The following is a 20,438-nucleotide window of genomic DNA, read 5'->3' as shown; positions in this document are numbered from 1 at the left end:
TTTGAGCCTCGAACGCCCCGGCGTGTTCGATCAGTAGGCGTGTCTGAATCTCTCGGGCGCGGAGATGAGAGACTGTCGAGTGTGTTGAGAGTTGGCCTCACTGGAGGCATCGGAGCCGGTAAGTCGACAGTGTCGAAAATCCTCAGCGAACTGGGAGCCGTCATCGTCGACGCCGACCTGATCGCCCGAGAAGTGGTCGAGCCCGGTACTCCGGGACTTGCCGCTCTGGTCGATGCATTCGGCGACGGGATTCTGTCCGAGGACGGCAGCCTCAACCGACCCGCGCTGGCGTCGTTGGCGTTTGCCGACGACACGTCACGCGGAACTCTCAACGGCATCCTCCACCCACTGATCGGTGCGCGGACGATGGAGCAGATTTCGTCTGCGCCGTCGGATGCAGTGCTCGTTCAAGATATTCCGCTGTTGGTCGAGGGTTCGATGGCGCCGGCATTCAATCTGGTCGTCATCGTTTACGTCGACGAGGAGGAACGAGTTCGGCGCTTGGTGGGCTCGCGCGGCATGCCTGAATCCGACGCTCGTGCGCGCATCGCAGCGCAGGCAAATGACGATCAGCGTCGTGCTGTTGCCGACGTGTGGCTCGACAACAGCGGAGAGCCGGGTTCACTCGACGACGTGGTCCGCGACTTGTGGGCGAATCGACTTGTTCCCTTCGAGAAGAACCTCCGCGAGGGCACGGTAGTGCGCGCACTGCCCGAGCTGACTCCAGCCGACCCGTCGTGGCCGGCGCAGGCCGAACGAATCATCGGCCGGTTGTCGTTGGCGTCCGGTGACCGTGCGCGCCGTATCGATCACATCGGATCGACCGCAGTGCCTGGTCTCGATGCCAAGGACGTGATCGACATTCAGATCACTGTCGAGCACCTCGGCGTTGCCGACGACCTCGCGGAAGATCTGGCCGCTGCCGGGTTCCCCCGGATCGAGCACATCGTCGCCGACGACCCGAAACCGTCGTACCTCGGTGGCGAGACCGATCCGGCGGTGTGGGCGAAGCGAATTCACGGAAGCGCCGATCCAGGGCGCCGCGCGAACATCCACATTCGGGTGGATGGTTGGCCGGGTCAGCAGTTCGCGATCCTCTTCCGTGACTGGCTTCGCGCCGACGCAGCGGCGCGTGCCGAATATGCCGAACTCAAGGTCAAGGCAGCCGAGAGTGCCGCCGGCATCGACGACTACGCCGCTGCGATCGATGCCTACCTGGGAGTCAAGACGCCGTGGTTCGACGCCGCTTTCCACCGGGCATGGGAGTGGGCCGAGAAATCAGGCTGGTCCCTCTAACCACTCAGCGCCACGTGACCGGCATGCCCACCGAGGTGAGCCAGGCGTCGAGATCGTGACCGTGGGCGGCGATGCCCTCGATAGCGCGGGCCGCGTTCAGCATCGCACGCTCTGACGTCTTCGGGTCGAGAATCCCGGCGGTGTTCGCCTCGAGCAATTCGTCGACGTCGAGCAATTCGACGCTGCGTCCGGTCTGCACGATCAGGTCGAGGTAGTGGTCCTCGGACGTCCAGACCTGGTCGCCGCGGATGAAGTCGCCGATGTCGACATAGAAATCCCAGTCTCGGATGTGTTCCGGGGTGAAGTGCAGGATCGACGCCCGAATTCCGAGTTCGGGAATGATCCAGGACTCCAGGTAGTGAAACCGGGGATGGTCGGCGTGACGCGCCATGTACAACCCCCACGGTTCTTCGCGGTAGTGCTCGACCGGGCGAACGAAGCCCTTGGGATCGACGTTGGTGCGAGCTGCGATGTCGAAGGTTTCGACCTTCGGCCGGTGAATGTGGGGACGTTCCTCGCTCATGGTCGAAGAACCTACCGCCGAACTGCATTTTCGGCTGAACGCGGACGAGCGGGCATTGTGTCGGTAGGTGCGCTTACCCTGGTTTCATGGCGTTTGCTTCCGAACATCCCGTGGTCGCGCATTCCGAGTTTCGGCCGGTTGGTGACATCGAGCGCTCAGACGCGCGCTTCGAGGTCGTCAGCCCGTACGAACCGGCAGGCGATCAGCCGGCAGCTATCGCCGAGCTGGAGAAACGGATCAACGAGGGGGAGAAGGACGTAGTCCTCCTCGGTGCGACCGGTACCGGTAAGTCGGCCACGACTGCGTGGTTGATCGAGAAGCTGCAGCGCCCAGCTCTGGTGATGGCTCCGAACAAGACTTTGGCGGCTCAGCTCGCGAACGAGCTTCGGGAAATGCTACCCAACAACGCGGTCGAGTACTTCGTCTCGTACTACGACTACTACCAACCCGAGGCGTACATCGCCCAGACGGACACCTACATCGAGAAGGATTCGTCCGTCAACGACGATGTCGAGCGGCTGCGCCACTCGGCGACGTCCAGCCTTCTGTCACGACGGGACGTGGTCGTGGTGGCCTCGGTGTCGTGCATCTACGGCCTCGGTACACCGCAGTCGTACCTCGATCGCTCGATTCAGCTGGACGTCGGTGTGGAGGTACCGCGGGATGCGTTCCTGCGTCTGCTCGTCGACGTTCAGTACAACCGCAACGACATGGCGTTCACGCGAGGTTCGTTCCGCGTACGCGGCGACACGGTCGAGATCATTCCGTCGTACGAAGAGCTGGCGGTCCGCATCGAATTCTTCGGTGACGAGATCGAGGCACTGTACTACCTCCATCCACTGACCGGTGACATCGTTCGCCAGGTCGACACGGTTCGTATCTTCCCGGCGACGCACTACGTCGCCGGCCCTGAACGCATGGAGCGTGCCGCCAAGGACATCGAGGCGGAACTCGAAGAGCGACTCGCCGAGCTCGAAGGCAAGGGCAAGCTCCTCGAGGCTCAGCGTCTGCGCATGCGTACGCAGTACGACCTCGAGATGATCAAACAGGTCGGATTCTGCTCCGGCATCGAGAACTACTCGCGCCACATCGACGGCCGTGGCCCTGGAACTGCCCCCGCAACCTTGATCGACTACTTCCCGGAAGATTTCCTTCTGGTCATCGACGAGTCGCACGTGACGGTTCCTCAGATCGGCGCCATGTACGAGGGCGATATGTCGCGCAAGCGAAACCTGGTCGAGTTCGGATTCCGGCTACCGTCGGCAACAGATAACCGCCCTCTGACTTGGGAAGAATTCAGTCAGCGGATCGGTCAGACCGTCTACTTGTCGGCGACACCAGGTAAGTACGAGTTGGGTCAGTCCGGCGGTGAGTTCGTCGAGCAGGTGATCCGCCCGACCGGATTGATCGATCCCGAGGTCATCGTCAAACCCACCAAGGGACAGATCGACGATCTCGTTCACGAAATCCGCGAGCGAGCGGAACGTGACGAGCGTGTGCTGGTCACGACGTTGACCAAGAAGATGTCGGAAGATCTGACCGATTACCTGCTCGAACTCGGTATTCGCGTCCGCTACCTGCACTCGGATATCGATACGCTCCGGCGAGTCGAGTTGCTCCGTCAGCTCCGCCTGGGGGAGTACGACGTGCTGGTCGGCATCAACCTCCTGCGTGAGGGACTCGACCTTCCCGAGGTGTCGCTGGTCGCGATTCTCGATGCCGACAAAGAAGGTTTCCTACGTAGCTCCACCAGCCTCATTCAGACGATCGGCCGAGCGGCTCGAAATGTATCCGGTCAAGTGCACATGTATGCGGACAAGATCACCGCTTCCATGGCGCAGGCCATCGAGGAAACCGAGCGACGACGCGAGAAGCAGGTCGCCTACAACGAGAAGATGGGCGTCGACCCACAACCTCTACGCAAGAAGATCGCGGACATTCTCGATCAGGTGTACGAGGAGGCAGAGGACACTGCGGCGTCCGTGGACGTCGGTGGTTCGGGTCGCAATGCGACGCGTGGTCGGCGTGCGCAGGGTGAGGCCGGTCGTGCGGTCAGTGCGGGTGTGTACGAGGGGCGCGACACCAAATCGATGCCTCGGGCCGAATTGGCAGATCTGGTCAAGGAACTCACCGATCAGATGATGAACGCTGCACGTGACCTTCAGTTCGAGTTGGCTGGGCGATTGCGAGACGAAATCTCGGATTTGAAGAAGGAGCTTCGAGGAATGGACGCCGCGGGTCTCAAGTAGGTCGCCTCGCGTGCGTTCGTGCTTTCGACCGCTACGGTTTCAGGTATGGATGCACAGACTGCAGGCAAGACCGCGCGGACTCTCGAACTTCTCCATTCCTTGGCGTACTTCGTCCCGGAGACGGAGAAGGAACTTGTCGGCGTCGGGTTGGAGCCTGGCCGAATGGTGTACTTTGCCGGGCGATCAGCTCCGCTCGGCGCTCCACCCGCGACTGTCGTCACGGCCACCTTCTTCAACTTCAATCCTGAATTGATCGCCAGTGTCATCCCACGTGCCTGGGAATTGGCAAGGCCCACAGAGGTTGTCGCCGCGCGGTATCGGGCAATCGACGCGGCGTACGTCCGCCTGTTCGGTGCAGACGTGACAGGATCGGCGGACATGGCCGAGGCCGCCGAACTCGTGTCGATCGCTGCCCAGAACATTCCTGGAGTGGACGGCCGCCCTCTGTACGCGGGTTGGGCGTCGCTCGACTGGCCGGCCGAGCCGCACCTGCGTTTCTGGCACGCGCTGACACTGCTGCGTGAGTATCGCGGTGACGGCCACATTGCGGCCCTTCAGACCGCGGGATTGAACGGCCTGGACGCGTTGATCACGCACACCGCGACGGGAATCGGGTTTCAGCGCAAATTCGCGCAGACTCGTCGCGGATGGTCGCAGGAACAGTGGGACGAGGCCGTCGAGAGTTTGAAGGACCGCGAACTGCTGGATCGTTCGTCCGGTGCGCTGACCGAGGACGGGCAGGACTTGCGTGACGTCGTCGAAGACCTGACGGACGACCTCGCTTTGGCTCCGTGGGATGCGCTGGGTGAGGAGGGTGCCAAGCGGTTGCTGGAATTGGCGACGCCGTGGCGTACCGCCCTGGTCGAGCAGGAAGTATTTCCGGCGGCGCTGTTCGGGCCCCGCTTTGGCAAACTTCGCTGAGTGGTCACCACCGAACAAATGTGTCTGTGACGAAGAATCACATTCACTGTGGGCTTGTGGCGTGTACTGCAAATAACACTATCCGCGGCACAATCCCGCTAATGTCAGCGCAGCGGTTGTCGAGCGGGCGCAACAGCGTTGCGCCCGGTGCCGGCCGTACCGTCCGTCCCGTAACCATGGAGGAATGAATGAGTGCCTACCGGACCGTTGTCGTAGGAACCGATGGCTCCGAGTCGTCACTGAAGGCAGTCGACAGAGCTGCCGCCATTGCCAGTGGCTCGGACGCTCAGCTCGTCATCGCGTGTGCGTACTACCCGGCTGATCCCAAGGACGTGAGCGCTGCCGCTGATGCGTTGGGTAACGAGGCCTACCAGGTCACCGGTTCCGCTCCGACCTACGAGATCCTTCGCACCGCTCGTGAGCGCGCACATGCCCAGGGGGCAAAGGATGTTGTCGAGCGCGCCGTCGTCGGCGCTCCCGTCGAATCGCTTCTCGCTTTGCTCGACGAGGTGAAGGGCGACTTGCTGGTCGTCGGAAATCGCGGATTGAACACGTTGACCGGGCGTCTACTCGGATCGGTGCCTTCCGATGCCGCTCGCAAGGCGACGTCCGATGTCCTGATCGTGCACACCGTTCGCTGAACTACCGGCAGTAGTCGGCCTCGGCCGCATCGACGAACACTTCAGCCAGCTGATCGGCGCTGGGGGGTGTTGTCGATGCGGCCGAGCCGTTTCCGGAGGTGACCATTGGTTCGCTTGCTCCGTTCAGCGATACCGCCCGCAGATTCGCGATGATCATCGCTCGATCCGTTCCGGCCGCGAGCTGCTGGCAGACGCCGTCACCGAGCGCCTGCAACATGTCGTCGGAAAAGGCGGGCGTGACCCCGGTAGACGCAAGCGCCGCCCGCAGCCGATCTGCCTCGTCTACCGGTTTTTCTGTCGGTGCGGCAGCAACAGCAGCGATGTCGTCGCTGCCGGCAGCAGCCGTCGAACTCGAATCATCCTCTGAGCAACCGGCTGTCACCGCCGCAAGCATCCCGACGCCGATCACCACGCGAGCGATCTTGCGGATGGGTGCGGCGGAACTTGCGGGCAGGCCAAGCACGAGGGGTCATTCCTTCAGTCGTCGACACAAATTGGAGTGACACCACCATTCGTGGTGTCACGCACGAACCTACTCCGTGATGCTCACGAATCGAAGGCCAACTCTGCTGCTTCGACGCCGTCGAGAACCGAGGGGAGCGACTCGACGTGAATGATGCCGAGCCTCTGGGTAGCGCGGGTCAATGCGACGTAGAGGTCGTTCGTTCCGCGTGGTGACTCGTCGAGAATGTCGGCAGGTTCGACGATCAACACTGTGTCGAACTCGAGTCCCTTGACGTCCTTGACGGACAGGACGCTTACGGTGTCACTCGCAATGCCCGCCAGATCGGCAACGACCTCGGAACCGGCGATCACTGCGGTGATACCGGGATGCGACTCGGACTCGATGCAACGGCGCACGGTCGATTCCAATTCTTCGGCCGTGGTCTTGAGCGCCCACGGCGCGAATCCGCTGTCGCGTACCGACCGGGGCACGGATTGCTCCGGGTCGATCTCTTCGAGCACACGGTGCGCGACATCCATGATCTCCGAGGGAGTTCGGTAGTTGACGGTCAGTTCGGTGAGCTTCCAGCGCTTGGCGACGTAAGGCTCGAGAATCTTCTGCCAGGACGAAGTTCCCGCGGGATCACCGGTCTGAGCTGTATCGCCGACCAACGTCATCCAGCGATTCGGTATGCGCCGCATCAGCATTCGCCACGCCATTTCGGAGAGCTCTTGGGCTTCGTCGACGATCACGTGACCGTAGGTCCAGGTTCGGTCGCCGGCAGCGCGTTCTGCCGTGGTCTGGCGCTGGCCCTGATCGTGGCGTTGGGCGAGTTGGCTGGCGTCGATCAAGTCGTACGCCATCAAGATCTCGGGATCCATCTCGTCTTCGAGATCCTGTGGTGCAGACCCGGTGAGGATGTCGAGGGCGCCCTGGGCGTCGGCGATCTGCGCGCGCCATTCACGTTGTGCGCGTTCGCGTTCGGCGGCGTCGTCGACGCCGAGAATCTCGGCCAGTTCGTCGAGCAGGGGAGCATCGGCCGCACTGAAACCCGGTCCGACGCTCTGCAGAAGCTCGTCGCGTTGGGCGTCGTCGAGTTGCGGCGCTGCCTTGGCCAACCTCGCCGGCGACGTCCACAGTTCCGCGAGGATTTGCTGCGGCGACAATTCGGGCCACAGCTTTCCGATGGCGGACATGATGTCAGGGTCCTCACGCATCTCGTCGCGAATGTCGGCGATGTCGTCCCGACTGAGGAGTGACCCACCGTCGACGAGGTTTCCGCCGATGAGTTCGGCCATCTGCAGTGCCAACGCCTCGATGACTGCTGCCACGAAGATCGGGCGCGCCAGGTTGTGTGGGCGACGCGACGACCGAGCACGCCCGCGCGCCTTCGTGACAGTCTTTCGATCCAGCTTCAAGTCGTACGTGTCGAATCGAAGGGTAATCGGCTTCGACGGAACTTCCTGCCGATCCCGGACGGCGTTCTTGAGCACGTCGAGGATCGCGAGGGAACCCTTGATCTCACCGGCGGCGAGGGAATCCGTACGAGTCGCACGCACTCCGGGGTACAGGTCCCCGATCGTCGAGAGTAGAACTCCGGTCTCACCGAGTGAAGGAAGGACCTGGCTGATGTAGTCGAGGAACGTCGCGTTCGGCCCGATGATGAGAACACCGGCCTTGGCCAGTTGCTGACGGTAGGTGTAGAGCAAGAAGGCGGCACGGTGAAGGGCGACTGCGGTTTTACCGGTACCCGGACCGCCCTGGACGACCAAAACGCTCTTGTGCTCGGAGCGGATGATGGCATCCTGCTCACTCTGAATGGTCTCGACGATGTCGTTCATCTGACCCGTACGCGCTGCGTTCAGAGCGTCCAGGAGTGCGCTCTCACCGGCGACGCCACCGGCTTCGGTCACCACGCCGGCGGCTCGGGCAGCGTCGAGGTCCAGGTATTCGTCGTTGATTCCGGTGACTGTTCGGCTCCGACTGCGGATATGGCGTCGTCGCTTGACGCCCTCAGGTGCCGCGGGCGTCGCCAGATAGAACGGGCGTGCCATCGGAGCTCGCCAGTCGAGCAGTAGCGTTTCGTAGTCGTTGTCGGTGTCCAGAATTCCGAGTCGGCCGACGTAGCGTCGCTCGTCGTCGAAGTCGATGCGTCCGAAACACATTCCGTTCTCGGCTGCGTCGTACTTGGCGAGATCTTCGGTGTACATGGCATTGAAGGATTCGCGTTCACTGCGTGCTTGCGGGGTTCCGCCGGTCTCGAGGAGCACCGTGCTCAAGCGAGTTTGGGCATACTTTCGAAGATCGTCGAGACGGGAGTACAACATCGTCACGTACTGCTGCTCGAGCTCTTGCTCGTTCAGTGACGGGTCCGCGTCGGGCAAAGGATCTCCTAGGCTTGATGAGAAATTCACGCGCTGCAAAAGCGCCAAGACAGTCTAGTTCCCCCAGATGAACTGCCGCATAGATACAGGTCAGGCCACCCGAAGGTGGCCTGACCGTGTTTTCGGTGCACTCAGTGCGTCAATTCGTCCTTCTTGGCGCGAGCCTTTTCGAGCGCCTTCTCGGCGCGCTTTCGGGCACGCTTACCCAGCACCTCGGTCTGCTCCGACGCCGTTTCGGCCCACTCGTTGCTCTTTTCGAGCGCGAGTTCGGCGAACTCGGAGCTGCGCTTGCTCGCCAGCTCGCCAGCTCTGCCAGTTCGGCGCTGCGCTCGCGTGCGGTCTCGGCCAGTTCGGAGCCGCGCTTCTGCGCGACTTCGAGGATGTCCGGGCCGCGTTCCTTGGCGACCTCTCCGAATTCCGCGGCTCGCTTGCTCGCGATCTCCGCGAACTCGGAGCTGCGCTCCTTCGCAAGTTCGAGCCAATCCGTGCCGTGTGCCTTCGCGGTTTCGGCAAGCTCGGAACCGCGTTCGGATGCCACCGACAGAGCATGCTCGACGCGATCGCTCGTGTGATCGGTCTGCGATGTGACCAATGGAAGTGCCGCGGCGATAGACGCCTGGGCTTTCTTCGCGGCGCGACGGCCGCGCCAGCCGAGCGACGGCTTGCCCTCGGTGTCGACGGAGGCGATCATCAGTCCGCCGAGCAAGCTGACGTTCTTGATGAAGTTGGTGCGCTGCATCGCTCGCAGTGACGGATCGGTTTCGTTCCAGAAGTCGTGACCGGCAAGCGTGGTCGGTACCAGGCTCCCCGCGAGCACCAACGACGCGAGCCGCGGCGCCTTGCCGGTGGCCAGCAGGGCACCGCCGCCGATCTGGACGGCGGCGTTGATCTTGACGAGTGTTTCCGGATCAGCAGGCACCTTCTGCGTCACTGCTCCTGGCAGCGTCTCGACGGATTTGTCGATCAGCGGTGACGCTTTGGCTGCTCGCTGAGCAGGGTTGCGCAAAGCATCGATTCCCCCGGCGATGAAGATCGTGGAAAGCAGTGGACGAGCAATTCGACGTACCAGCATGTTTCAAGCCTCCCGATGTAGGTTCGTTTTCCACCCTAGCGATCTCACAAGGAATTGGTCCGGTTCGGCGATCCCGGCACGCCTGACCCGGTTGACGGATTCCTGGTCGCCGAAACGCGCTGTACTGCGACGATGACTTCTCCACTGATCCGGACACACCGTTCTGAAGTATCCGTTACCGCGTATCCGCATACGGCGTGTTCGAAGGTGTCACAGTATGCGCACCGTTCGAGCACGATGGTGTTGTGACCACCAAGATGACTCAGAACTTCGGCTCGACCCTTCCCACCGGCTGGGGACAGCTGTCGGACGAGGAGAACGAGAGAAACTGGGCGATCTTTCGTGACCGCTTTGGGTTCACGTCCGGCATCGACGCACGATCTTGGCCCGCCATCGCCGAGCCCATCCCGTCCGTGGTCTTCGATTTGGGTGCGGCACCAGCTGCGACTCCAGGGGCGTGGGCCGCTCGCGTGGATGCGATCAACGCCGAAGCGTTGCGCTGTTTTGTCACCGATTGGAACGACGATCCCAACTTCGTCGTTCTGGATTGGCAGCATCCGGGCTACACCTTCGACGCGGAGGCACACGCTGCTGCGAAGGAGCTTGCGGAGTAGCGTGTCCCGGTCCATCCGAACGGTGACTACTACATATTCAGTCGGGACGACTTCACGGAAGGGACCTTCGGCCATCCGTGGGAACGCACGCTGTGTGTTCGGGGAACGGATGGTCGAAGGACTGGGCCGGACTCTGTCGACCTGGCTTCCGCGACTTCGAGTCAACGGTGAACAGGTCGACAGCCAAGTCGGTTGGCGGGGTCCAGTACGGAACAGGTGAAACGTCACCAACCGCGTTCGCGCCACTCCGCCAGGTGCGGGCGCTCGGCGCCGAGCGTCGTGTCCTTGCCATGCCCGGGGTAGACGACGGTCGCGTCGTCGTACCTTCCGAACAGCTTGTTTTCCACGTCGTCGAGCAGAGAAGTGAACTTCTCGGGGTCGGCGGTCTTGCCTACTCCGCCGGGGAAGAGTGAGTCGCCGGTGAAGAGGTGAACCTGTCCGCTCGGTTCGGTGAGAGCCAGCGCGATGGAGCCGGGCGTGTGGCCGGACAGGTGAATGACGTCGAGGCTCAAGTTGCCAACGGTCACCTTGTCGCCGTCTTCGAGGAGCACGTCCGGGGTGACGGGAAGGACCTCTGCGTCGAGGGGGTGCGCGGCGGTCGGCACCTTGGTTGCGGCGTGAACGTCTTCGAGGGCCAACCAGTGATCGCCGTGCTGGTGGGTGGTGACGATGGAATCGAAAACAGGTGCTTCCTGTTCGATGAGCGCGATGATCTTCTCGGCTTCGTTGGCCGCATCGATCAGGAGAGATTTCCCGGTCGTGGAACAGACGACGAGGTAAGTGTTGTTGTCCATGGGGCCGACCGACATCTTCGTGATGACGGCGCCTTCGACTGTGCGCCGCTGAGGGGCAGAATCGGGGGAGACCTGACCGGTGTAGGAGTCGTCGATCACGATGGGCTGATTCGTCATGAAACGCAGGCTACCTTCGAATAGGGGCAGGTAGAGCGATGGGCTCGCCTGGTGAGAAAAACGTGTCGGTGGCTCGGCCTACGATGACGATCGCTCGAGGACTCGCGTTTGCGAGGCCACTCGAGACTTCTCCGGGGGGACGGCCCCGGACGATTGACAATGAAGGGAATTGGTGTGGCGGATCGCCTGATCGTGCGGGGTGCGCGTGAGCACAATCTGCGAGGAGTCGATCTCGACCTCCCGCGAGACAGCCTGATCGTCTTCACCGGGTTGTCCGGCTCCGGCAAGTCCAGCCTCGCGTTCGACACGATCTTCGCCGAAGGTCAGCGCCGCTACGTCGAGTCGCTCTCGGCATACGCGCGTCAGTTCCTCGGTCAGATGGACAAGCCGGATGTGGACTTCATCGAGGGATTGTCTCCTGCGGTGTCGATCGACCAGAAGTCGACCAACCGCAACCCCCGTTCGACGGTGGGCACCATTACCGAGGTCTACGACTACCTCCGACTTCTCTATGCCCGCGCAGGTTCGGCGCACTGCCCGGTGTGTGGTGAGAAGATCGCACGTCAGACGCCCCAGCAGATCGTCGACCAGGTGCTCGAGATGGAGGAGGGCATCAAGTTCCAGGTCCTCGCACCAGTGGTCCGTACTCGTAAGGGCGAGTTCGTCGATCTCTTCGATCAGCTCAACACCCAGGGCTACTCGCGAGTGCGCGTCGACGGTGTCGTCCATTCGCTGGCCGATCCGCCGAAGCTCAAGAAGCAGGAAAAGCACGACATCGAAGTAGTGGTCGACCGATTGCAGGTCAAGGCGAGTTCGAAGCAGCGCCTGACCGACTCGGTCGAGACCGCACTTCGCTTGGCTGAAGGCATCGTGGTCCTCGACTTCGTCGACCGTGAAGAAAATGCACCTGATCGTGAGCGTCGTTTCTCCGAGAAGTTGGCCTGCCCGAATGGCCACGCACTCGCGATCGACGATCTCGAACCGCGCTCGTTCTCCTTCAACTCGCCCTACGGCGCCTGCCCGGAATGCACCGGCCTCGGTATCCGCAAGGAGGTCGACCCGGATCTGGTGGTTCCCGATCCCGACCTGAGTCTCGAAGACGGAGCAATCGCGCCGTGGTCGATGGGCCAGAGTTCGGAGTACTTCGGACGTTTGCTGTCCGGCCTCGGCGACATTCTCGGATTCGACATGAAGACGCCGTGGAACAAGTTGCCGGCGAAGGCCCGTAAAGCAATCCTCGAAGGCAGCGAGGAGCAGGTTCACGTCCGTTACAAGAACCGGTACGGCCGTACCCGTTCTTACTACGCGGAGTTCGAAGGTGTGATGCCGTTCCTGCATCGCCGGCTCGAGCAGACCGAATCGGATCAGATGAAGGAACGGTACGACGGGTACATGCGCGACACCCCGTGCCCGGCGTGTGGTGGTGCTCGGCTGCGCCCGGAAATCCTGTCGGTAACTATCGCGGCTGGGGACTTCGGCAGTAAGTCCATCGCCGAGGTCTGTGAACTGTCGATCTCCGATTGCGCGGACTTCTTGAACAGCCTCACTCTCGGCTCGCGCGAAGAGGCGATTGCGGGTCAGGTCCTCAAGGAAGTTCAGGCACGACTCGGGTTCCTGCTCGACGTCGGCTTGGAATACCTTTCCCTCTCGCGTGCCGCTGGCACGTTGTCCGGTGGCGAGGCCCAGCGAATCCGCTTGGCAACGCAGATCGGTTCCGGACTCGTCGGCGTGCTGTACGTACTCGACGAGCCGTCCATCGGCCTGCATCAGCGTGACAATCGACGACTGATCGAAACCCTGACGCGCTTGCGCGACCTCGGCAACACGCTGATCGTCGTCGAGCACGACGAAGACACTATCCGCACGTCCGACTGGGTAGTCGACATCGGACCGTACGCCGGCGAGCACGGCGGCAAGGTCGTCCACAGCGGGCCATACGAAGAACTGCTGACGTGTGAAGAGTCTTTGACCGGCGCCTACCTGTCGGGTCGCAGCTTCATCGAGGTTCCGGCCATTCGTCGGCCGGTGGATCGCAAACGCCAGGTCACGGTCGTCGGAGCTCGCGAGCACAATCTCGACGGCATCGACGTGAGTTTCCCGCTGGGTGTTCTCACCGCTGTCACCGGTGTCTCCGGTTCGGGCAAGTCGACGTTGGTCAACGACATTCTCGCGACCGTCATGGCGAACAAGCTCAACGGTGCACGCCAGGTGCCTGGCCGTCACACACGAATCAACGGACTCGATCAGCTGGACAAGCTCGTGCAGGTCGATCAGTCTCCGATCGGCCGGACTCCGCGATCGAATGCGGCGACGTACACCGGTGTGTTCGACAAGATTCGAACCCTGTTCGCGGCCACGACGGAAGCGAAAGTCCGCGGTTACCAGCCCGGCCGATTCTCGTTCAATGTCAAGGGTGGACGCTGCGAGGCGTGCTCCGGCGACGGAACCTTGAAGATCGAGATGAACTTCCTGCCGGACGTGTACGTGCCCTGCGAGGTATGCCACGGCGCTCGGTACAACCGCGAAACGCTCGAGGTCCACTACAAGGGCAAGTCGATCGCCGAGGTACTCGACATGCCTATCGAGGAAGCAGCCGAGTTCTTCCAGCCGGTCACCTCAATTCACCGGTACCTCAAGACGCTGGTCGACGTCGGCCTGGGCTATGTCCGACTGGGTCAGCCGGCTCCGACTCTGTCCGGTGGTGAAGCGCAGCGCGTCAAGCTCGCCGCCGAATTGCAGAAGCGGTCCACCGGTCGCACGGTGTACATCCTCGACGAGCCCACCACGGGTCTGCATTTCGAGGACATCCGAAAGCTCCTGATCGTGATCAACGGTCTGGTCGACAAGGGCAACAGCGTGATCGTGATCGAGCACAACCTCGACGTGATCAAGACGTCGGACTGGGTCGTCGACATGGGGCCCGAAGGTGGATCCGGCGGCGGAACCGTTGTGGCGCAAGGTACCCCGGAGGACGTTGCCGCGGTCCCCGAGAGCTACACGGGCAAGTTCCTCAGTGAGGTTCTCACCGCACAGCACGCGCCGGTCAAGGCCAAGCCGATCACCAAGAAGCGTGCAACGAAGGCAGTTGCCGCAAAGAAGGCGGCGACACGGAAGAAAGCTGCTTCCGTGAGCTAGTAGAAGGTGAGCAAGTAGAAGTCGGTCAGTGATGCCGGGTCGGAATCCGATCCGGCATCACTGCTTTGTCGATCAGGAAGCGGCGGCCTCGAGGATCACCTGGGCGACGTCTTCGGGGCGCGACCACATCGGCCAATGGCCGGTCGGGAGGTCGACGTACGTCACGGGAAGTTTCGCCAGTTCGGCGGCCATCGGATGACCTCCGTCGGCCATCTGGGCAATCACCGCGGACGGGAACGTGCTGCAAACGACGGTTGACGGCACCTGGTAGCGCTTTTCGTTCGTCAGGACAATCGGCTCACGCGCCGGCCCGGCCGGTTCGGGGACGGCGTTGGCGCGAAACGCCTCGAGAGCCTTCTCGTCGAGTCCTTCGAGGCTGCTGCCGTCTGCTTCAAGTTCTGCCCACGTCGGCAGCGGTATCTCGACGACGTCAGCGGCCAGATCCGGTCGCAGCGCTGCGCCGTCGGGCATGGGGCCCGAGTCGACGTAGACGATCCGAGCGACGCGATCCGGGATGCGATCGGTGACGGCGTACCCCACCGGGCCGGCGCCGCTGTGTACGACCAAGACCGTGCGCTCGTCGGAGTCCGATACGGCGTCGACGACTGCACGGACGTGAGCGTCGAAGGTGACCGCTGATCGATCTGTGTCTACTGCGTCGAGCCCGGGCAGTGTCAGGCTGGTCACGCGGGTGTCGGAACGTTCGAGGTGTGGGAGTACTGCATCCCAAGCCCATGAACCGAGCCAGAATCCGGGAACAAGAACGATGTGAGTTTTCATGGACTCACAGTGCACCCGGGTTGGTGACAACAGAGTGTCACCAATTATGTCACCGTTTGGTATCGGAATCTGAGACACTGGTGAACGTGAATCGAGCTGCGAGATTGCATGCTCTCGTCGAGGAACTTCGGCGACAGGGCGATCGAGGGACTACGTGCTCCCGATTGTCCGAGGAATTCGGTGTCACCACCCGGACGATCAAGAGGGATATCGAGACGCTGATGATGTCGGGTGCGGCGATCGAAGCGCGCTCAGGCCCCGGGGGTGGTTACCGACTCGTAGGTCGCGCTACGCTACCGCCGGTGAATTTCACTGTTCCGCAAGCAGTTTCGATCGCGTTGGCCTTGACGGCGATGGGTGATGCTCCGTTTGCGCCGGATGGGCGAGCAGCGCTGGCGAAACTGCTCGATGTGATGGACGAGGAGAGTCGTCGCAAGGTCGCGGAGCTCGGTGGCCGCGTGTGGATTCGCGGTGACGGCGGGGCTCTGACGGATTCGCGCGCGAACCGGCAGGCCGTCGAGCAGGGTCTCGAGCAGAGTCGCGTCGTGTCGTTGCACTACGTGGATGGGGACGGTGCGGAGACGGTGCGGGCAGTTGAGCCGCACATTCTGGCGCAGGACCGTGGTCAGTGGTTTCTCATCGGCTGGTGTCGCGAGCGCGACGCCGTGCGGTGGTTTCGACTCGATCGAATGCGTCGGGCCACGCTGACGAACGATCACTTCACACCACGCGATTCGACCGTCTTCGGGCAACCGCCCGAAGACGCTCGGCCTGTTTCTCCCCGTAGGTGAGTGACTCAGTCGATCATGTTGCGGGCTGCGGCAACGGAATCCGTGATCAGTTCGGTCAGGGCCGTCATATCGACGTCGCTCAGCCGTTTGACGTACAGGCAGCCCTTGCCGATTTTGTGCTTGCCGAGGCGAGCGAGCGTGTCGGTGTAGTCGTCGAAGTTCAGCGACAAGTACAACGTGAGCGCGGTGGCCCTGGGGGAGAATCCGATCAGTGGGGTGTCACCTTCGTGGCCACTCGCATATCGGTAGTGCCGTGCCCCGAATCCGATGATGCTCGAGCCCCACATGACAGCAGGCTCGCCGGTTGCGGCCGACAGCAGGGAGATCAGCTCCACGGCGTCGGCGCGTTTGCGGTCGTCGACGCGTGAAATGAATGCGTCGACGTCCTCGGGCGTGGGTTGAGTCTTGTTGGCGGTTGCCAACTCAGTAGACCGGACCGGTGAACTTCTCGCCCGGTCCCTTTCCTGGCTCGTCCGGGTGCGAGGACGCCTCACGGAAGGCGCGCTGCAGGGCTTGGAGGCCTTCACGGATGGGTCCGGCATGAGGGCCGAGGTATTCGACCGACGCAGTCACGAGTCCGGCAAGTGCCGTGATGACGCGACGCGCTTCGTCGAGGTCCAGGTAGGGGCTGGAAGACGGATCGGCGTCGGAGAGGCCGAGTTTTTCGGCAGCCGAACTCATCAGCATCACTGCAGCGCGGCTGATGACCTCGACCGCGGGAACTTCGGAGAGTTCGCGGACGTCGGGGTTCGCGCCGTCGGTGTTCTGTTCTGCCTCGAAGTTCTCACTCATGGATGTAAGGATTCCATCAGGCCGTGACGGTGTTGAATCGGGCCTCTCCCGGCAGCACTGGGAGCGGCACCGATTTCTTTCATCTGTGGCGACCTGTTATTCTTGTTGCAACGACCGCCTCCGACTTGTTCGGGGGCAGCAAGTGGAGTCCGACTCCCACCTCTGCGCGGCAGGTGAAACTGCAGTTCAGTGGTTCCGGTCACCTGTTATCGGAGATCATTCTTCGTCAGGTTCCTCGCTCAGTCGAGGAGATAGGTTTCGGCGTGAGCTGGATCTTATGTGATCGGTCGACATCGGGCCCCGCGGATGAGCAATCATCACAGCGGGGCTTTTTTGTTGGGGTGCGGGCGGTACGGGCTGCGTGCGGTCATGAAGACCGCACCGTTCAACCTAGGAGGCCCCATCAGCACTGAGACCCGCATCAACGATCGTATCCGCGTTCCCGAGGTTCGTTTGGTCGGACCTGGCGGCGAACAGGTAGGCATCGTGCGTGTTGAAGATGCACTCCGCTTGGCCCTTGAGGCCGACCTCGACCTGGTCGAGGTAGCTCCTGACGCCCGTCCACCGGTCTGCAAGATCATGGACTACGGCAAGTTCAAGTACGAGGCTGCACAGAAGGCACGTGAGTCACGTAAGAACCAGCAGCTGACGGTCATCAAGGAGCAGAAGCTCCGACCCAAGATCGACGACCACGACTACGAGACCAAGAAGCGCAACGTCGTTCGCTTCCTCGAAGCCGGTTCCAAGGTCAAGGTCACGATCATGTTCCGCGGACGTGAGCAGTCACGCCCCGAACTCGGCTACCGCCTTCTGCAGCGTCTGGGAGCAGACGTCGCAGATCTCGGATTCGTCGAAACCTCGGCAAAGCAGGACGGCCGAAACATGACGATGGTCCTGGCGCCGCACAAGGGCGCCAAGACTCGTGTCAAGGCGCAGGAGAGCGCTCAGGCGCCAGTGGCTCAGGCTGCTCCGCGTCCGGCTCCGGCCGCACCGGCTTCCAGTGAAGCAGCTCCGGAAGCACCGGCGACCGGCGATGCCGCTCCCGAGGCTCCGGCCAGCTAGTCGATTTCCCAAGATCCACCACGTAACAAGAACTGAGGACTCCATGCCCAAGATGAAGAGCCACAGCGGCGCCTCGAAGCGATTCAAGGTGTCCGGCAGCGGAAAGCTCATGCGCCAGAAGGCCGGCCGTCGCCACCTTCTCGAGCACAAGTCCAGCAGGGTTACCCGTCGTCTCGACGGTGTCGCTGTTGTCAGCCCTGACGACGCTCCGCGCATCAAGCGCATGCTCGGCATCTGAGTCGCCCCCTTACTGACCACCCGGGGCCGTACTTTCAGCCCCTAGATTGACAGGATTTTTCAAGTGGCACGCGTAAAGAGGGCGGTCAACGCCCAGAAGAAGCGTCGTTCAATTCTTGCTGCATCCAGCGGCTACCGTGGACAGCGTTCGCGTCTGTACACCAAGGCCAAGGAGCAGCAGCTCCACTCGCTCACCTACGCGTACCGCGACCGTCGTGCGCGCAAGGGCGAGTTCCGCAAGCTGTGGATCACGCGTATCAACGCTGCAGCTCGTGCAAACGACATCACGTACAACCGCCTCATCCAGGGCCTGCGTCTGGCAGAGGTCGACGTCGACCGCAAGATCCTGGCCGAGCTCGCTGTCTCCGATGCCGAGGCCTTTGCCGGCCTGGTCGCACTCGCGAAGGCCGCTTTGCCGGCTGACGTGAACGCTCCTGCCGGAGAAGCAGCCTGATTCACGCATCACAGCAACGGCCCGTGGACCCGCTCACCGAGCGGACTCCGCGGGTCGTTTCTGCTGTCAAGCTCCTGCGCACAGCAGAACGACGCAAAGCAGGACGTTTCCTCGTCGAGGGCGAGAACTCGGTCACCGAACTGTTGAACGGTGCACTCTCGAATGGCGAGGCCCGCCCGGTACACGACCTCTTCTACACCGAGGACGCAGCCGAGCGCTATCAGCACGTCATCGATCGGGCGCTGACCGCTGGAGTTCGTGTTGCTCTTGTGACCGATCGAGCAATCAAAGCTCTGAGCGATACCGTCACGCCGCCCGGTCTCGTTGCCGTCAGCGATCTACTGGATGTACCGCTGAGCGCAGCCGTCCATCAGGAGACCCGCCTGCTCGCAGTGCCGGTCGAGGTCAACGAACCAGGTAACGCGGGCACCGTCATTCGCATCGCCGACGCAGTGGGTGCCGATGCGGCAATCCTCGCCGGCGACAGCGTCGATCCGCACAACGGCAAGGTCGTTCGTTCGTCGGCGGGCAGCCTGTTTCACCTGCCAGTCGTCCGCGATCGAGACACAGTGTCGGTGATCGAGCAGATTCGCGCAGCAGGCATTCAGATTCTCGCGACTGCAGCTGACGGCGAGGTCGATCTCGACGAGGCCGACGAGTTGCTGAGCAAGCCGACGGCCTGGCTGTTCGGTAACGAAGCTCACGGTCTCGATCCGGCGATCGCCGCGCAGGCTGATCATCGGGTCAGGATTCCGATCCATGGCCGCGCCGAAAGCTTGAACCTCGCGACAGCGGCGGCAATTTGCCTGTACGCAAGCGCGCGGGTGCAAAATCGCGCCACCGATCACGGCTGAAAACGCACGCGAAGACCTCACGGAATCCCATTTGCGGAAGCCTGAGACAATACAAGAGCAGAGACAATGCTCGAGCGAGTTCGAATGCTCGCTCGCAGTACAAGAAGTAAGCAGTACAAGAAGCACGCAGTACGAGAAGTAAACCGAGAAGCGACAGGAGCGTCACAGCCGTGGCCAAAAATGAGGGCGCGACACCGCCGGAGGTCGACGCGAGTGTACTCACCGAAGAGGCGTTGACCGCTGCGGCTGAGAACGCCGAGAAGGCGCTGGCGGACGCCGCTGACCTGGACGCGCTGGCGCACGTCAAGGTGGAGCACCTGGGGGACAAGTCCCCAATCGCCCTCGCGCGCCGGGGTCTCGGCAGCCTTCCGGGCAAGGAAAAGGCGGACGCCGGTAAGCGCGTCAACATCTTCCGCACTCGGATCAACAACGCGTACGACGCTCGTCGTGAGGTCCTCCTCGCCGAGCGTGACGCCGCGGTGTTGGTTGCCGAGGCAATCGACGTCACTCTGCCCTCCGATCGCCACCCCGTCGGGGCGCGACACCCGATCAGCCTGATTTCCGAGCAGGTCGCCGACGTATTCGTCGCGATGGGTTGGGAAGTTGCCGAGGGGCCGGAGGTGGAGACCGAGCACTTCAACTTCGACGCGCTCAACTTCTTGCCGGATCACCCTGCCCGCACGATGCAGGACACCTTCCACCTGGCACCCGAGAACTCTCGCCAGGTGCTGCGTACCCACACCTCGCCGGTGCAGGTCCGCACGATGCTCTCGCGTGAGGTACCGATCTACGTGGTGTGCCCGGGCCGCACGTTCCGCACCGACGAACTCGATGCGACGCACACGCCTGTCTTCTCGCAGGTCGAGGGCCTGGCCGTCGACAAGGGCCTGACCATGGCCAACCTGCGCGGGACTCTCGACGCGTTCGCTCGCGCCCTTTTCGGCCCCGAGACGCGTACCCGTATGCGCCCCAACTACTTCCCGTTCACGGAACCGTCGGCCGAGGTCGACGTCTGGTTCGCGAACAAGAAGGGCGGCGCAGGCTGGGTCGAGTGGGGCGGCTGCGGCATGGTCAACCCGAACGTTCTGCGCGCCAGCGGTATCGATCCCGACGAGTACTCGGGTTTCGCATTCGGCATGGGCCTCGAGCGGACCCTGCAGTTCCGCAACGGTATCCCGGACATGCGCGACATCGTCGAAGGTGACGTGCGTTTCACGCTGCCCTTCGGTGTCGCAGGCTGACCGATCCGGTCCGCGGAACCTTCACAAAGACTTATC

18 protein-coding genes and 2 pseudogenes are annotated in these 20,438 nt (G+C 62.5%); 12 read left to right on the top strand and 8 right to left on the bottom strand.

Annotation, left to right across the window (positions count from 1 at the left end):
- Positions 1–81: 81 nt before the first annotated feature.
- The gene (gene coaE, locus M0639_RS15590; RefSeq protein WP_047272286.1) at positions 82–1,296 is read left to right on the top strand and encodes a dephospho-CoA kinase; all 1,215 of its coding nucleotides are present in this window, start codon (positions 82–84) and stop codon (positions 1,294–1,296) included.
- Positions 1,297–1,300: 4 nt separating this feature from the next.
- On the opposite strand, the gene M0639_RS15585 is transcribed toward coaE, so the two are convergent.
- Entirely contained in the window at positions 1,301–1,819 is a 519-nt protein-coding gene (locus M0639_RS15585; RefSeq protein ID WP_003944071.1) for a ribonuclease FAU-1 family protein, read from the bottom strand.
- 86 nt (positions 1,820–1,905) lie between these two features.
- On the opposite strand from M0639_RS15585, the gene uvrB reads away from it, so the two are divergent.
- The 3 genes from uvrB to M0639_RS15570 all read left to right on the top strand — a co-directional run bounded on the left by uvrB (position 1,906) and on the right by M0639_RS15570 (position 5,630).
- Positions 1,906–4,068, top strand: a complete 2,163-nt coding sequence (gene uvrB, locus M0639_RS15580; protein WP_007728743.1) for an excinuclease ABC subunit UvrB — start codon at positions 1,906–1,908, stop codon at positions 4,066–4,068.
- A 45-nt stretch (positions 4,069–4,113) separates the two neighbouring features.
- On the top strand, positions 4,114–4,989 hold the full coding sequence (locus M0639_RS15575) for an SCO6745 family protein (protein ID WP_007728746.1): 876 nt from the start codon (positions 4,114–4,116) through the stop codon (positions 4,987–4,989).
- A gap of 188 nt (positions 4,990–5,177) precedes the next feature.
- Positions 5,178–5,630 (top strand): universal stress protein, encoded by a 453-nt coding sequence (locus tag M0639_RS15570; protein WP_003944055.1) that lies wholly within the window; start codon positions 5,178–5,180, stop codon positions 5,628–5,630.
- Between the two features lies 1 nt (position 5,631).
- Here M0639_RS15570 and M0639_RS15565 read toward each other — a convergent pair whose 3' ends face one another.
- The 3 genes and pseudogenes from M0639_RS15565 to M0639_RS15555 all read right to left on the bottom strand — a co-directional run bounded on the left by M0639_RS15565 (position 5,632) and on the right by M0639_RS15555 (position 9,531).
- Complete coding sequence (locus tag M0639_RS15565; RefSeq protein ID WP_007728747.1) at positions 5,632–6,093, bottom strand: DUF732 domain-containing protein; 462 nt, start codon at positions 6,091–6,093, stop codon at positions 5,632–5,634.
- 83 nt (positions 6,094–6,176) lie between these two features.
- Positions 6,177–8,459 (bottom strand): HelD family protein, encoded by a 2,283-nt coding sequence (locus tag M0639_RS15560; RefSeq protein ID WP_064074470.1) that lies wholly within the window; start codon positions 8,457–8,459, stop codon positions 6,177–6,179.
- A gap of 131 nt (positions 8,460–8,590) precedes the next feature.
- A pseudogene (locus M0639_RS15555) lies at positions 8,591–9,531 on the bottom strand (DoxX family protein).
- A 257-nt stretch (positions 9,532–9,788) separates the two neighbouring features.
- On the opposite strand from M0639_RS15555, the pseudogene M0639_RS15550 reads away from it, so the two are divergent.
- Positions 9,789–10,316: pseudogene (locus M0639_RS15550) on the top strand (DUF2716 domain-containing protein).
- 53 nt (positions 10,317–10,369) lie between these two features.
- On the opposite strand, the gene M0639_RS15545 reads toward M0639_RS15550, so the two are convergent.
- The gene (locus M0639_RS15545) at positions 10,370–11,056 is read right to left on the bottom strand and encodes an MBL fold metallo-hydrolase (protein ID WP_030536735.1); all 687 of its coding nucleotides are present in this window, start codon (positions 11,054–11,056) and stop codon (positions 10,370–10,372) included.
- Between the two features lie 174 nt (positions 11,057–11,230).
- Here M0639_RS15545 and uvrA point away from each other — a divergent pair, with 174 nt between their 5' ends.
- A complete protein-coding gene (gene uvrA, locus M0639_RS15540) occupies positions 11,231–14,191 on the top strand; it encodes an excinuclease ABC subunit UvrA (RefSeq protein ID WP_193595835.1) in 2,961 nt (986 codons plus the stop codon).
- Positions 14,192–14,263: 72 nt separating this feature from the next.
- Here the strand turns inward: uvrA and M0639_RS15535 are convergent, their stop codons facing one another.
- Entirely contained in the window at positions 14,264–14,971 is a 708-nt protein-coding gene (locus M0639_RS15535; RefSeq protein ID WP_054187409.1) for an alpha/beta fold hydrolase, read from the bottom strand.
- A gap of 80 nt (positions 14,972–15,051) precedes the next feature.
- Here M0639_RS15535 and M0639_RS15530 point away from each other — a divergent pair, with 80 nt between their 5' ends.
- Positions 15,052–15,762 carry a helix-turn-helix transcriptional regulator gene (locus M0639_RS15530; protein ID WP_054827277.1) on the top strand — a complete coding sequence of 237 codons (711 nt, stop codon included), beginning with the start codon at positions 15,052–15,054 and terminating at the stop codon, positions 15,760–15,762.
- Between the two features lie 5 nt (positions 15,763–15,767).
- On the opposite strand, the gene M0639_RS15525 is transcribed toward M0639_RS15530, so the two are convergent.
- Complete coding sequence (locus M0639_RS15525; RefSeq protein WP_003944044.1) at positions 15,768–16,184, bottom strand: DUF1801 domain-containing protein; 417 nt, start codon at positions 16,182–16,184, stop codon at positions 15,768–15,770.
- A gap of 1 nt (position 16,185) precedes the next feature.
- Positions 16,186–16,554, bottom strand: coding sequence for a DUF1844 domain-containing protein (locus M0639_RS15520; protein ID WP_007736262.1), 369 nt, complete (start codon positions 16,552–16,554; stop codon positions 16,186–16,188).
- A 369-nt stretch (positions 16,555–16,923) separates the two neighbouring features.
- On the opposite strand from M0639_RS15520, the gene infC reads away from it, so the two are divergent.
- The 5 genes from infC to pheS all read left to right on the top strand — a co-directional run bounded on the left by infC (position 16,924) and on the right by pheS (position 20,402).
- Positions 16,924–17,616 (top strand): translation initiation factor IF-3, encoded by a 693-nt coding sequence (gene infC, locus M0639_RS15515; protein WP_003944008.1) that lies wholly within the window; start codon positions 16,924–16,926, stop codon positions 17,614–17,616.
- A 43-nt stretch (positions 17,617–17,659) separates the two neighbouring features.
- Positions 17,660–17,854, top strand: a complete 195-nt coding sequence (gene rpmI / locus M0639_RS15510; RefSeq protein ID WP_003944043.1) for a 50S ribosomal protein L35 — start codon at positions 17,660–17,662, stop codon at positions 17,852–17,854.
- Between the two features lie 63 nt (positions 17,855–17,917).
- Positions 17,918–18,307: a 50S ribosomal protein L20 gene (rplT, locus tag M0639_RS15505; protein WP_003944011.1), complete on the top strand. Its 390-nt coding sequence runs from the start codon at positions 17,918–17,920 to the stop codon at positions 18,305–18,307.
- A gap of 23 nt (positions 18,308–18,330) precedes the next feature.
- Positions 18,331–19,161 carry a TrmH family RNA methyltransferase gene (locus M0639_RS15500; protein WP_007736261.1) on the top strand — a complete coding sequence of 277 codons (831 nt, stop codon included), beginning with the start codon at positions 18,331–18,333 and terminating at the stop codon, positions 19,159–19,161.
- A gap of 170 nt (positions 19,162–19,331) precedes the next feature.
- Positions 19,332–20,402, top strand: coding sequence for a phenylalanine--tRNA ligase subunit alpha (gene pheS, locus M0639_RS15495; protein ID WP_003944109.1), 1,071 nt, complete (start codon positions 19,332–19,334; stop codon positions 20,400–20,402).
- Positions 20,403–20,438: the final 36 nt, after the last annotated feature.

Origin of the sequence: Rhodococcus qingshengii JCM 15477 (genome assembly GCF_023221595.1) — a bacterium.
Classification (GTDB): domain Bacteria; phylum Actinomycetota; class Actinomycetes; order Mycobacteriales; family Mycobacteriaceae; genus Rhodococcus_F; species Rhodococcus_F qingshengii.
Note: the sequence above shows the minus strand (reverse complement) of the source record. Positions and strands in the feature narration are given on the sequence as shown.